Annotated in this window: 16 protein-coding genes; 3 read left to right on the top strand and 13 right to left on the bottom strand. The window is 41.9% G+C overall.

Features of this window, described 5'->3' with window-relative positions:
- Positions 1 to 14: 14 nt before the first annotated feature.
- From JJ692_RS10145 to JJ692_RS10115, 7 genes are all read right to left on the bottom strand, one after another.
- The gene (locus JJ692_RS10145; protein WP_024422904.1) at positions 15 to 347 is read right to left on the bottom strand and encodes a PTS sugar transporter subunit IIA; all 333 of its coding nucleotides are present in this window, start codon (positions 345 to 347) and stop codon (positions 15 to 17) included.
- A 3-nt stretch (positions 348 to 350) separates the two neighbouring features.
- Positions 351 to 662, bottom strand: a complete 312-nt coding sequence (locus tag JJ692_RS10140) for a PTS sugar transporter subunit IIB (protein ID WP_024422905.1) — start codon at positions 660 to 662, stop codon at positions 351 to 353.
- Positions 663 to 980: 318 nt separating this feature from the next.
- Positions 981 to 1766 carry a glucose 1-dehydrogenase gene (locus tag JJ692_RS10135; protein ID WP_034622353.1) on the bottom strand — a complete coding sequence of 262 codons (786 nt, stop codon included), beginning with the start codon at positions 1764 to 1766 and terminating at the stop codon, positions 981 to 983.
- 12 nt (positions 1767 to 1778) lie between these two features.
- Complete coding sequence (locus JJ692_RS10130; RefSeq protein ID WP_025093008.1) at positions 1779 to 2627, bottom strand: GRP family sugar transporter; 849 nt, start codon at positions 2625 to 2627, stop codon at positions 1779 to 1781.
- A gap of 116 nt (positions 2628 to 2743) precedes the next feature.
- A complete protein-coding gene (gndA, locus tag JJ692_RS10125; protein ID WP_024428028.1) occupies positions 2744 to 4153 on the bottom strand; it encodes an NADP-dependent phosphogluconate dehydrogenase in 1410 nt (469 codons plus the stop codon).
- A 98-nt stretch (positions 4154 to 4251) separates the two neighbouring features.
- The gene (locus tag JJ692_RS10120) at positions 4252 to 5496 is read right to left on the bottom strand and encodes a DNA polymerase IV (protein WP_024422908.1); all 1245 of its coding nucleotides are present in this window, start codon (positions 5494 to 5496) and stop codon (positions 4252 to 4254) included.
- 264 nt (positions 5497 to 5760) lie between these two features.
- Positions 5761 to 6753 carry a carbon-nitrogen hydrolase family protein gene (locus tag JJ692_RS10115; protein WP_241257928.1) on the bottom strand — a complete coding sequence of 331 codons (993 nt, stop codon included), beginning with the start codon at positions 6751 to 6753 and terminating at the stop codon, positions 5761 to 5763.
- Positions 6754 to 6932: 179 nt separating this feature from the next.
- On the opposite strand from JJ692_RS10115, the gene JJ692_RS10110 reads away from it, so the two are divergent.
- Positions 6933 to 7214 carry a hypothetical protein gene (locus JJ692_RS10110; RefSeq protein WP_024422910.1) on the top strand — a complete coding sequence of 94 codons (282 nt, stop codon included), beginning with the start codon at positions 6933 to 6935 and terminating at the stop codon, positions 7212 to 7214.
- A 28-nt stretch (positions 7215 to 7242) separates the two neighbouring features.
- The gene (locus JJ692_RS10105; protein WP_206533702.1) at positions 7243 to 8061 is read left to right on the top strand and encodes a membrane protein insertase YidC; all 819 of its coding nucleotides are present in this window, start codon (positions 7243 to 7245) and stop codon (positions 8059 to 8061) included.
- Positions 8062 to 8097: 36 nt separating this feature from the next.
- Here JJ692_RS10105 and JJ692_RS10100 read toward each other — a convergent pair whose 3' ends face one another.
- The 4 genes from JJ692_RS10100 to mce are packed head-to-tail and all read right to left on the bottom strand — an operon-like array spanning position 8098 to position 11593.
- A complete protein-coding gene (locus tag JJ692_RS10100; protein ID WP_024422912.1) occupies positions 8098 to 8562 on the bottom strand; it encodes a chemotaxis protein CheW in 465 nt (154 codons plus the stop codon).
- A gap of 14 nt (positions 8563 to 8576) precedes the next feature.
- Complete coding sequence (locus JJ692_RS10095; RefSeq protein ID WP_044332749.1) at positions 8577 to 9698, bottom strand: M20/M25/M40 family metallo-hydrolase; 1122 nt, start codon at positions 9696 to 9698, stop codon at positions 8577 to 8579.
- Between the two features lie 16 nt (positions 9699 to 9714).
- Entirely contained in the window at positions 9715 to 11178 is a 1464-nt protein-coding gene (locus JJ692_RS10090) for an acyl-CoA carboxylase subunit beta (protein WP_206533701.1), read from the bottom strand.
- Positions 11171 to 11593 (bottom strand): methylmalonyl-CoA epimerase, encoded by a 423-nt coding sequence (gene mce / locus JJ692_RS10085; RefSeq protein ID WP_073206225.1) that lies wholly within the window; start codon positions 11591 to 11593, stop codon positions 11171 to 11173. Before mce ends, JJ692_RS10090 begins: the two co-directional genes overlap by 8 nt.
- A gap of 101 nt (positions 11594 to 11694) precedes the next feature.
- Here mce and prli42 point away from each other — a divergent pair, with 101 nt between their 5' ends.
- Positions 11695 to 11787 carry a stressosome-associated protein Prli42 gene (gene prli42 / locus JJ692_RS19145; RefSeq protein WP_149126490.1) on the top strand — a complete coding sequence of 31 codons (93 nt, stop codon included), beginning with the start codon at positions 11695 to 11697 and terminating at the stop codon, positions 11785 to 11787.
- A gap of 38 nt (positions 11788 to 11825) precedes the next feature.
- Here the strand turns inward: prli42 and JJ692_RS10075 are convergent, their stop codons facing one another.
- Positions 11826 to 12335, bottom strand: a complete 510-nt coding sequence (locus JJ692_RS10075) for a L,D-transpeptidase (protein ID WP_073206227.1) — start codon at positions 12333 to 12335, stop codon at positions 11826 to 11828.
- A gap of 52 nt (positions 12336 to 12387) precedes the next feature.
- On the bottom strand, positions 12388 to 13341 hold the full coding sequence (locus tag JJ692_RS10070) for an aromatic acid exporter family protein (RefSeq protein WP_024422917.1): 954 nt from the start codon (positions 13339 to 13341) through the stop codon (positions 12388 to 12390).
- Positions 13342 to 13355 lie beyond the last annotated feature (14 nt).

The following is a 13355-nucleotide window of genomic DNA, read 5'->3' as shown; positions in this document are numbered from 1 at the left end:
CTTGTTTACACCCTTTATTGTTTAAGCGATTGGAATATCGGCAGAAGCTCTCCCACAAGCTCCTTGATGGTAATGGTCGACATTAAATGATCTTCAGCGTGCATGAGCAATAAGGAAAAGGATGTTGTTTCTCCTCCTGCCTCTTTCTGCACGAGTTGAAAATGGATGTCATGTGCAAGCCGTAAATCCTCTTCCGCTTCTTTCATATGACTAAAAGCTTCTTCTTCTAGACCTTCTCGATATTGTTTCAGAGCCTGAAGCAATTTGCTGCGTGCATTCCCGCTGTGTAAGATCAATTGAAAGCTCACTTGTTCCTCCGTGAGCCCTTCCAGTGTTTTCTTTTCCATCCTTTAAGATTCCCCCATCAATGTAAGTGCCTGTTCATATGCTTTTTGTCCATCGGCAAGCCCGTATGCCTGCATATCAATGACCTCTACCTCAATCCCGTATTTTGTTGCTTCTTTTTGGAGGTCTCCTTTTAAAAAGCTCATTTGCGGTCCGATTAACACAACATCTGCATTCGCCATTTCTTTTTTTGCTTGATCTTGACCAACTGCCCAAATTTCTGCTTCGTCCCCAATTGAATCGGCATGTGCTTTCATCTTTGTCACTAGTAAACTCGTAGACATTCCCGAACTGCATGCTAATAAAATACGTTTCATTTCTCTCACCCCATTGTTGTAATAAAAGCGCTTCCAATTAATATTATATATTTTTATTTTTAAATGTCTAGACATTTAATTTCATTTGTATGTATTTAATATAAAAAAAGAGCGTATTTTACGCTCGTTCAGATTGTTGACAAAGGGCTAAAATGCTTGATTTTAGCCCTTTGTCTTCTTTTCAGCCTGATAGAAAACCTTTGAAGTCTAGGAAGGGCGAGCACAGGAGCGGAGCGAATTTGACATTCGTGAGCACCGGAGCGCAGACCTGACACCGAATGCGAGGGTTTGTCTACACGCTGATTTGTCTTCATTGTCTTATCCTTTTCCTGCCTGGAACCCCGGATACTTTGTCATGCCGCCGTCTACATATAACGTCAAGCCGGTAACATAGCTCGCCTCTTTTGATGCCAGCCAGACAGCACATGCTGCCACTTCTTCCGGCTTTCCAATATAGCCGATTGGAATCAGCTCAATCACGCCTTTTTTCAATGCTGGATCATCGAATTTCTCCGCATTAATCGGGGTATCAATGGCGCCTGGTGCAATGCTGTTTACACGGATTTTTTTAGGGGCATATTCAAGCGCCAATGTTTCTGTCAAAAGCTTTGCGCCTCCTTTACTGGCTGCATAATGCACGAAATGAGGCCAAGGAATTTGCTGATGAACCGACGACATATTAATGATCGAGCCTTCTATCCCATGATCTGTCATATACTTCAGTGCATCACGGCACCCTAGAAACATGCCTGTTAAATTGGTAGACATTACTTTGTTCCAATTATCCAGCGTCATTTCTGTAGAGGGTACTTCATTTTCAATGCCTGCGTTATTGATCATCACATCAAGACTGCCGAATGTATCAACGGCTTTATCAATCATCGCCTGCATATCCTCTTCCTTTGATACGTCTCCCTTGATTTTCACAGCCTGTCCGCCATGTTTTTGAATTTCTGCAATGGTATCATCCGGATTTTCTTTATCAGAGAAGTAATTAATCACCACATTGGCTTTTTCTTGTCCAAATCGGCGGGCCATCGCTTGGCCAATCCCTGTACCTGCACCTGTAATCAGAACTGTTTTTCCTTCTAAATCTGGATACATTCGTGTAACCTCCTATTTTGTAAAGCCTAGCAGCACACCGCCTGCAATAATCATCAAGCAGCCTGCAATGACAAAGCTTGTTCTAGATGCTTTCTCTTTTAATAAATAAATGCCGCCTAGTGTTGAGATGACAATCCCTGTTTGTGACATCGAAAAGCTTACGGCTACGCCGATTAATGGAATGGCCAAAAGCAGACCAAGATTTCCTGTTGACCAAACAAGACCGGCAATGATATTTCTAAACGTATATTTACTAAATGGGTCCTGTTTTAAACTAATCGCTAAGGATGAAAGCAGCATACCGACGGATTGCGGGACAAGTGCAGACCAGCCATCAATATCAAACCATCTTAAAATGACGACATATCCGACGTAACCAACGGTTGAGATGAGCAGAATAATGATCCCTTTTTTAAAATTGCCTCTGCCATTCCCGCCGCCATTCTTTTTTTGGCCGAGCGATGTCATCACAACACCTGCAATGATCAGTAAAATGGCGCAAGAACCAATGAGTATGACCGTCATCGTCTGCCATTCTTTGAAGACCATGACGCCAAATAGCGTTGTGCTCACAAGCTGCATGCCCGTTGATAAGGGAACCGCTTTAGACACACCGAGAAAAGCAACACTTGAAAGCTGATTCATTTGTCCAATACTCCAGAAGATGCCTGAAATGACGGAAACCGCAAAAATAAGCGGTGTCAGCTCTGGCATTTTGATGAAAAAGGCTGCAATCGAAAATAAAAACGCGCCGAGCGTAATGCCAAGGGTTTGCTGATACGCATTCCCGCCTAGTTTGACACTGATGAGAACAATACTTCCCCAAAATATCGCTGGGAGAAGTGCATATAAGATGCCCACTTCTATCCCTACTTTCTTGTCTTTTTTACATAGCATCCCTCTTTTTCACATTTTTAGCCGAAAAGATGCAAACAAAAAAACCTTACCAAAGGTAAGGTTTTTCAGTCGTTCTCTATTTATTTCATCCATTCAGTATGGAATACGCCTTCTTTATCTGTACGCTCATACGTATGTGCACCGAAATAGTCACGCTGTGCTTGAATTAAATTCGCTGGAAGGACAGCTGTGCGATAGCTATCAAAGTAAGCAAGTGCACTTGAGAATGAAGGAACAGGAACTCCTTGTTCCACTGCAAGTGAAATGACTTTACGAAGTGATGATTGATAGTTTTGAGCAATATCCTTAAAGTATGGATCAAGCAATAGGTTTTTCAGTTCAGGATTACGGTCATACGCTTCTTTAATTTGTTGTAAGAAGGCTGCACGAATGATACATCCACCGCGGAAGATCATCGCAATTTCACCGTATTTCAAATCCCAGTTATATTCATCAGACGCTGCTTTCATTTGCGCAAAGCCTTGTGCGTAAGAGCAGATTTTACTCATGAATAGGGCTTTTCTAACTGCTTCGATCAGCTCTTGTTTATTCTCAGCTGATTGTGCTGGCTCTGGACCTTCGATCAATTGACTTGCTTCCACACGTTCATCTTTCATTGCTGAAATGTAGCGCGCAAAAACAGACTCAGTAATGATTGGAAGCGGGACACCTAGATCAAGTGAGCTTTTGCTTGTCCATTTTCCAGTTCCTTTTTGACCAGCTTTATCTAAGATCACATCCACAAGCGGCTGGTTTGTTTCCTCATCCACTTTTGTGAAAATGTCAGCTGTAATTTCGATTAAATAGCTGTCAAGCTCGCCTTTATTCCACTCTGAGAATACTTCATGAAGCTCCCCTGCTGATAATCCAGCAACATGCTTCAAGATAAAGTATGATTCAGAGATCAATTGCATATCTCCGTACTCGATACCGTTATGAACCATTTTGACATAATGTCCTGCTCCATCTGGGCCGATATACGTTGTACAAGGCTCGCCATCTACTTTCGCAGAGATCGCTTCTAAAATTGGTTTCACTAGCTCATGCGCTTCTTTTTGACCGCCTGGCATGATGGAAGGACCTTTTAGCGCGCCTTCTTCACCGCCGGAAACACCTGTACCAATGAAGTGAATACCACTTTCTGCAAGCTCTTGGTTACGTCTTTGTGTATCCTTGTAATATGTATTTCCACCATCAATTAAAATGTCACCTTTCTCTAGGTGAGGAAGTAATGATTGAATGGTTGCATCTGTTGCTGCACCAGCTTTTACCATTAAAAGAATTTTACGCGGTGTTTCAAGCGACTGAACAAATTCTTCGATGCTGTATGTGCCAACAACGTTTTTTCCTTCTGCTTCTTGAAGAAACTCTTCTGTTTTGCTGCTAGATCTGTTATAAACGGATACGGAGAAACCGCGGCTTTCAATATTGAGGGCAAGGTTTTTCCCCATAACGGCTAGTCCAACCACACCGATTTGTTGTTTTGACATAATTCTGACGTCCCTTCTAACACACTATATTGATTACTGCTGAAATGATGTACCCTTTGAAATTACCACAACATCACCTCTTTTATCAAGTTTTCAGGCTAGTCATTTCCTCTTTCGTCCTGAAAAAAATCTTTATTAAAACTTGTCCCGCTTGTTTTGCTCTCTTTTTCCTTAATAGTGATCCCTCTTTGCACCAATGACTTTCCATATTTTTCTTTCAGTCCATCTAAAATGGTTTGGAGAGGCTCTTCTTTTGCATCTTCTGTATATGAAAATAAATCAAGCTGTTTAACAGCTGCTTTTCGTTCGACAAGGTCTGTCCCCGTCACACCTAAGAGCCTTACTGGCTGGTCATTCCAATGTTTAAGGAATAACTGCTTTGCCGCTTCAAATATGTCTTCTTTTCGATCCGTTGGATTTGTGAGCATGACACTTCGCGTGATATTTTTCCAGCTTGCATACCGAATCATGATGAGCAGCCGGTTCGCCATCACTTCTTTTCTCCTTAACCTTGCACTCACAGATTGTGACAGCTTATCAATTAACGTGACAAGTTCATCTGAATCATCCGAATCATGAGGAAGAGTAGATGAATTGCCGACGGATTTAAATTCGTATATTCTTTCTGGGTCTACGATGCCGTCATGTTCACCATTCGCCTTTTGCTTTAATCTCGGTCCATTAATGCCAAGCAATTCTTTTAGCGTATACTCATTCGCTTTCGCTAAGTCTTCAATGGTATGAATTCCGATTTTTTTTAATTTCTCTGCCGTTTTTTGTCCAACCCCGTGCATATCACCAGCAGGGAGCGGCCAGAGCATGTTCGGAACATCTCGTTTACGCAATATGGTGATGCCCATTGGCTTTTTCCAATTAGACGCCATTTTCGCTAAAAATTTATTCGGTGCAATGCCGATACTTGAAGGAAGCATCAGCTCCTCTACAAGCCTTGTTTGAATATCATGAGCCGTTTTTACCGCATGCTCGGCATATGGCGTATGTGTTAAATCAATATAGCCCTCATCAATCGATACAGGTTCGACTAAATCACTGTATTCTCTTAGTATTGTAAACATCTCTTGTGAGGAGCTGCGGTACCGGTCAAAGTTCGGTGTGCGGACAATGAGTCCCGGACATAGCCGCTTCGCCTCCCACAAGGGCATCGGGGGCTTCACACCTAGTGCTCTTGCCTCGTAGCTACACGTCACAACAATCCCTTTACGCTCTTTTGCATTTCCGCTGATGGCTAAAGGTTTCCCTCGCAAAGAAGGATCATACGCCATTTCTACATTGGCATAAAAAGCATTCATGTCTATATGAAAAATAATATTTGACATTGGCATAACCCCATTTTCTTGTCTACCTGTATTTTGATCAGCTGTTTCCTTATATATCAAACATGATGGATTCCTTTTATGCTCAATTATACATTGATTTATTTCATCTTTCCTCAAAAAGACCTTCTCCAAAAAAGAGAAGGTCAGACTGTTGACAAAGGGCTAAAATGTTCTTGATTTTAGCCCTTTGTCTTCTTTTCAGCGTGATCAAAAACCTTTGCAGTCTAGCCGAATGCGAGGGTTTGTCTGCGCGCTGGGTTCCACGTTCATTTACACTTTTTCTTCAAGTATACCATGTTGATATTGAATGTCCTCATATGTGAACACTTCATTTTTTTGATGATGTAAATGTTTCACAACCGGATTGGGCTGCTGATGAAAATTCATACTCAAACTTTGATTGGAGTAGTGTCCAGCCGGATCAATATAATACTTGTAATCAATGACTCTTTCTACATCAATTTCAGCGTAAGCAATTCCTTCCGTTTCAGCAGGAACCATATCACTGATCGGTTCTCCGTCCGGCCCGTAAATGCACGTATGCCCGCTTTTAAATGTTTCAAAGTAATCTCTTTGCTCCTGCGTTAAACAAATCATCTCTTTCATTTCTTCCGTATATATAGATGATGTCATCAGCACAAATGTCTGTGTCGCGATGGCATAATATCTGCTTGAAATTTCATCGTCAAAATAACCTGGCCAAGAGGCTACATGTACTTGCTCATTTTGAGCATTCATCGCCATAAGATCAAGCGGGACTTGATGCTCCCAGCACATCAATCCGCCAAGGTTTCCAATGTCAGTTTGAAAAACCGGCATCATACTTCCATTTCCATCCCCCCAAATGAGTCTTTCTGCTACAGAAGCTCTCATTTTCCGGTGTTTTCCTATTAAATCCCCATTTGGATTAAACCAAAGCTGAGCTAAATAGAGAGAGCCGCCATCTTTTTCACTGCATGATATACAAACGTACGTTTCATTTCTTTTTGCAGCCTCACTGATTTTTTGAATGGCTAAGCTAGGGATTTCAACGGCATTTTTATATAATTCATGATAGAACTTTCTCGTATATTCTGGATGACCAATAAAAGCAAACCAAGGATAACCAGGTAAAAATGCTTCTGGGAATGCCACAAGCTTTGCACCATTTGAAGCTGCCTCGTCGATCAGTTCACATGATTTCTCAACGCTTGCTTCCAAATTTAAGTAGACAGGTGCTGCTTGCACGGCAGCTGCTCGAAACTTTGGGTAAATACTTGTCATATTCAAAACCTCCATTTCTTTTATCCACCTCATTATAGGATAGGAAATATGAAGTTTGGATGACATTTACTATTTTATACAAAATAAGGAATTTTATTTAATAGAGAAAACACGTGGTTGTGTTAGACATTTAACCATGTGTATAGTACACTGTGAGTAATGAAATGGATGTGATAATCATGATTATTGATACATTCAATGAAGTCTTTTTCCTTGTTGAATTCTTTACGATTATTCTTCCAGCGCTGACGGCCATCGGCATTGCGTTTTTGCTAAAAGACTGCCGTATGAACGAACATCTTGGTGGACATCGTTTGGAAGAGTTGGACGCATCTTGCTTGAATCGAACAGACTTTCTGTTTATCATATATGATCGCATTACAACTTGGATTAGTAAAGTCATTCGAATGAAACGATCATCTAATGATGATGAAGACCATTCGCTTCCTCTCACTAATTAAATTTTTTTAATCATGAGGAGGAAACGAATTGAAACGTTTATTGACTGTTTTTACGACTTTTTGTTTGATGATGATTGCGTCACCTGCATTTGCAGCGAGTGCGCAAACGAATACGAGCTCTGATGGGTTTTTCCATCATTATTTTGTTCAGCCTTTTTCTGAGCTGATCATTTGGCTTGCGAACTTTTTCCATGATGATTATGGTTTATCCATTATGTTTGTCACCTTGATTGTCCGCCTGCTGATTTTCCCGCTTTTTGCGAACCAATTTAAGAAGCAACGAGTCATGCAGGAAAAAATGGCACTGGTGAAACCTCAGATTGACCAAATACAAAGCAAACTGAAGAAAACAAAAGATCCTGAAAAACAAAAAGAACTGCAAATGGAAATGATGAAAGTATATAAAGAGAACAATGTAAACCCGCTGGCAATGGGCTGTCTGCCTATGCTGATTCAAATTCCAATTGTTCTTGGCTTTTACTCAGCGATCCGCTCAACACCTGAGATCGCAACTCATACGTTCTTATGGTTTAACTTGGGACAAACCGATTTATTGGTGGCAGTCTTTGCAGGGGCTATGTATTTCTTGCAATTTTATGTCACACAAAAATATGCGAAGCAATCGGGCACTCAGACAGAGGCTGCGCTGAAGCAAGCGAAAGTAATGGGCATGATTTTCCCAATCATGATGCTGTTTCTTTCAATCAATGCACCCGCTGCTCTTCCTTTATACTGGATGACAAGCGGACTATTACTCACGATTCAAACGATTATTTTAAATGTCATGTACCAAAAATCAAAATCGAAAGCTGCGGCTAACGAACAAGCCAAACCAGCTGCTGAATAAAAATAAGCCCCTTATCTTTAGATAAGGGGCTTTTCATTATGCCAATTCTTCTTTCAACCGGTCTGGCAATTGATCAAGGTCCTCAATTTTCCCAAGGAACTTATTTGGGTCCACTTGTAAAATCATTTTGTTTTCTCTCTCCACAACGCCGAAGAAATATTCAGAGGCCTTCGTGTTCATATGAAATGGCTTGATCTCGCTTTGCTCGATATCGATGATATCTTTTGCATCTGAGACAAGACAGCCAATCATTTGATCGTTTACTTCAAATAGCAGCACCTTGGACTGCTCGTTCACATCAAGAGGCTTTCCGTGAAGCATCACGCCTGTGTCACTAACAGGAATGACCTCTCCTCTTAATGACATCAGCCCTTTAATTTCTTTTGGAAGGTTCGATACTTCTTGTAAGTAAGGGACCTTCTCAATCGAACGAATATGCTCTACACTGATGCCAAACTCCTCTTGCCCCACCTGAAAAATAATAATCTTTTGCGTGCTCACAGAGTCTCCTGCCTTTACGATGGATTTGTCGTTTCTTCGATAATGGCGAGAACCATTTCAGCTGTTTTGACTAATTCTTCAATCGGCATTTTCTCATTTTTCGTATGAATATCTTCATATCCAACAGCTAGGTTGACAGTTGGGACGCCGTTGCCTGCAATGACGTTTGCATCACTGCCTCCGCCGCTCGTCTGCAGTTCTGAAGGACGGCCAATTTTTGCTGCCGCTTTTTTCGCCACTTCTACGACTTGATCGCCGTGTGAGAATTTGAAGCCTGGATACATGATGTCAATTTGTACATCGGCACTTCCGCCCATTTCTTTAGCGGTTTTTTCAAAGGCTTCTTTCATCTTCGCTACTTGAGCTTCCATTTTTGCTGGTTCTAAAGAGCGTGCTTCCGCCAAAATATCGACTTGATCGCACACAATATTCGTTTGTGTTCCGCCTTCAAAACGGCCGATATTCGCCGTTGTTTCTTCATCAATCCGGCCAAGCGGCATGCTGGCAATTGCTTTTGATGCAATGGTAATCGCAGACACACCTTTTTCTGGCGCGACACCTGCGTGAGCGGTTTTTCCGTAAATCGTTGCGCGTACTTTTGCCTGTGTTGGTGCAGCTACAATAATCGTACCAACCTTGCCATCTGAATCAAGGGCATAGCCGTATTTCGCTGTCATCAAATTCGGATCTAACGCTTTTGCTCCAACAAGTCCTGATTCCTCGCCTGCTGTGATCACAAATTCAATTGTTCCATGCGGTAAATTTTTCTCTTTCAGCACGCGGATCGCCTCAAACATAGCAGCAAGTCCTGTTTTATCGTCGGCACCAAGAATTGTTGTTCCATCTGTTTTCACATAGCCGTCCTCAATGACTGGTTTTACACCATTCCCTGGTACAACTGTATCCATATGAGAAGTGAAATAAATTGTATCTGCCTCTTGATTCCCTTCTAAAGTACAGACAAGATTGCCTGCACCGTGGCCTGTTGCCGCTTTTGAATCGTCTTCAATCACTTTTAGACCAAGCTGCGAGAATTTTTCTTTTAATACTTCAACAATTTTCTCTTCGTGTTTTGTTTCTGAATCAATCTGAACTAATTCTAAAAATTCGTCTAGTAAGCGTTTTTCATTGATCATGATGATGCTCCTCCTCTTATAGCGGCATGTTGCCATGCTTTTTTAACGGTCTATCTACTTCCTTACTGCGAAGCACATCAAATGAGCGGATCAATCGCTCTCTCGTTTCAGCTGGCATAAAAATATCGTCTATCAGACCTGCCTGAGCCGCTTTCCATACACTTGGTTTGTTTTCAGACTTGCGCGAAGCAGGATGAACGATTTCGTCTGCGAACGTTTTCCCCATGACATCAATTTCGGCTTCTGGCCATGCATAAACAAAGTCAGCGCCTAAGCCCTTGCTATTCATCGCGACATATGCACCGCCAAACGCCTTTCTTAAAATCACAGTGATTTTTGGAACAGTTGCTTCAGCGTACGCATATAAAAGCTTTGCCCCATGGCGGATAATTCCCGCATGCTCGGCTTTTTCTCCTGGTAAAAAACCAGGAACGTCCACAAGGGTTAAGATCGGAATATGAAACGCATCGCAAAATCGAATAAATCTGGCCGCTTTATCGGCAGCGTCAAGATCAAGGCTGCCTGCCAGCACCTTTGGCTGATTGGCAACAACACCAATGGAGGCTCCTTGTAATCTGGCAAAACCTGTGACAATATTTTTTGAGAAACAAGGCTGCGTTTCAAAGAATGAGTCTGGATCGGTTATCGCTGTCACCACTTGTTTGACATCATAAGTGCGTGATGGATCCTTTGGCAAGATGCTGCCTGGATCGGCGGTATCATGCTTTCGCGTCCCAGCGCGTGTGACAGCCTGCTGTTTCGTTTGTATGTACGTTAAAAGAGTTCGAACCGCTTCTAACACGTCCTTCTCATCTTTCCCAGTATAGTGCACATTCCCGCTCGTCTGATGCTGAACACTTGCACCGCCAAGACGGTCAGGACAGACCGTTTCTCCTGTTGCCTTTTCTATTACTTTCGGACCAGTTAAAAACATATGAGCTGTTTGCTCTGTCATGAAGACAAAATCAGTCAATGCAGGAGAATAAACTGCACCTCCAGCACATGAACCTAAAATAACAGATATTTGCGGGATTCGACCAGAGTACAGCACATTCCGTTTAAAAATCTGTCCGTATCCTTCTAATGATACCACACCCTCTTGAATTCTCGCACCACCTGAGTCTTTTAGACCGATGACCGGCATTTGATTTTTAGCTGCCAGATCCATTAAAGAGGCAATTTTTTTCGCATGCATTTCGCCTAATGAGCCCCCATATACGGTTGCATCTTGTGCATAAACACAGACAGGCTTACCGTGAATGAGTCCCGTTCCAATGACGACGCCGTCACCAACATGCTCTGACAGACCGCCTGTTGCAAATGACTGAATTTCCATCAAGCTGCCCTCGTCAAGAAGTTCATGCAGCCGCTCTCGAACCGTCAGCTTTCCTTTGCTTCTGTGAGCCGCTGCTCGTTTTTCGCCGCCGCCTATTAACGCTTTATTCCGCCATTCAGACAAGTCATTGAACGATTCATTCATCGCAATATTTCTCTCCTTTCAAGGACCCGCACAATTCAAATAACACACCTGACGTTTCTTTAGGTGAAATAAAGGCAATCTGCTTTCCGCTGGCGCCCATCTGTGCTGTTTTTTGGAGAAGCTGCACGCCAAGGTGATCGAGACGGCTAAGATCCGTTTGAATGTCATTTGACTTTAACGCAATATGATGAAGGCCCTCTCCTCTTTTTGTTAAAAAGGTATGTAGTTTACTGCGGACTGAGATGGGCTCAATTAATTCAATGTGCAGATCATCAAGTGAAGCGAAAGACGCTTTAATCTCCTGCTCAGGAATCTCTTGTATGTCTGAAAAATGCCAGTTAAATAGCTGATGAAGCGTTTGAGATGTTTCTTTAATAGAAAAGACGGCAATGGCAATATGATCGATTTGGTTCATCCGTTCACTTCCTTTGCTGATCACTTGTCGCATATGAAAAAACCAGATAAAATAAAGACAAGTGCGCTTGTCGCAAAAATCTTCGGTTATAGGGGTGCGATATGTCTCAAAAATTCATGAAATTTATGGTATTGCTTATGATTAGCCTGCTGTTAGTTTCTTCACTTTTAGCAGGAGCAGCAGCCTTTTTATAAGGTTTGAATAAAGGCAGACAAGCAGGTGATTCGCGATATCAACGAATGGCCTGTTTGTCTTTGGCAAGCTTTTCAAAGGAATCGCTTGATGTTGTAATCCATACCTTGGTGCCAATTGGAAGCTGATCAAACAAAAGCTCTACATCTTGATTATGAAGCCTTACACAGCCTGCTGTGATAAATTTCCCAATCGATGTTTCGTCACTCGTTCCGTGAATTCCGTAGGTTCTGCCATCTGTTCCTCGTGCATCAAATCCAATCCATCTTCGCCCAAGAGGGTTATTCTTTGCACCCCCTTCAATATTCTTTCTTCTATAATAGGGATCTTTCGCTTTGATCATAATCGTAAATTCACCTTCTGGCGTTAAATCGGTTGTTTTTCCTGTTGAAGCAGGATATACTTTTTGGATTTTTCCTTGATCAATAAAGGCAAGTTCATTCGTTTGTTTATTAATAATGACAAACGGGTCACCTGGAAGCGGGTTTTGTCCAAGCGGCCAGATAGGTGAAAGGGACATGGTCAGTACGGTATAAAATAAAAGACGCATAGGCTCCTCCTTTTTCATTAGATTGACCAATGAAGGAGGAACTCATGCGTCTCTATTCTTTCATCCCTTTAAAATAGCTTTTCAGTACTAAATATTGTTCCATTTCACCGAGGAAATGAAAAAGTGCCGCTCTTGCCTCAAATTCTTCTCTTGTTTGCGGGAGCGGAAGTGCATCGAACTCTTCTTTCATATCAATGAGACGTCTTAAAAACTTATGCGCTGTGTTCCCTGGGTGAATATGTTCGCGTAAGTCTCTAATGTATTCTGCAATGATTTGTCCATGCTCCGTTGTGACGGAAATCGACGTAATTTTGGGCAGCACACGCTCAATGATTTCAAATTGCTTTTGTCTCATGTTGAAATAATGGTAATACAGGTTTTCATGTCTTAATACATGGTTTTCAACATCACGATATGCAAGAGCTTTCGCTTCTTTGATCAATTGATGTGTCTCTGGTATTTCTTTTCCTGTCCAGTCTTGTTTCCCTGTCATTAAATATTGCTCGATTTCCTCAAAGATTTTAGCAAAGTTGGCTTCAATCTGTTCGCTGTAGCGTTTAAGTTTTTTATCAACACTTGGCATATAGAGGTTCATAATCAGCGCTACCCCAACACCAATGGTAATCAGCAGCAGTTCATTCCAGATGAGGTGCAGGGTAATCCCGCCAGACATGTATAAATGGAGAATGATGACTGAACTTGTGACAATCCCTTCTTTAATTCGAAGCAAAACCGTTGTCGGAATAAAGACAAGCAGCATCAAACCGATCACGAAAGGATGATACCCAATCAGATCGAAAAATAAATAAGAAAATAAAATAGCAAGACTGCATGCTGCAAAGCGGGCTCCCGATGCTAAGAGGGATCTTTTCTTTGTCACCTGAATACACAGGATCGTAATAATCCCGGCAGCTGAATAATTTTGCAAGCCAAGCAATTGTGCAATATAAATAGCGATCGCTGTTCCTAATGCTGTTTTCAGCGTTCGGTAGCCGATTTTAAACATGATGTGATTCACTC

The organism is Bacillus sp. 3a, from assembly GCF_017161885.1.
GTDB classification, from domain to species: Bacteria; Bacillota; Bacilli; order Bacillales; family Bacillaceae; genus Bacillus; species Bacillus safensis.
The sequence above is the reverse complement of the archived record's forward strand: the minus strand, read 5'-3'. Positions and strand labels throughout refer to the sequence as shown.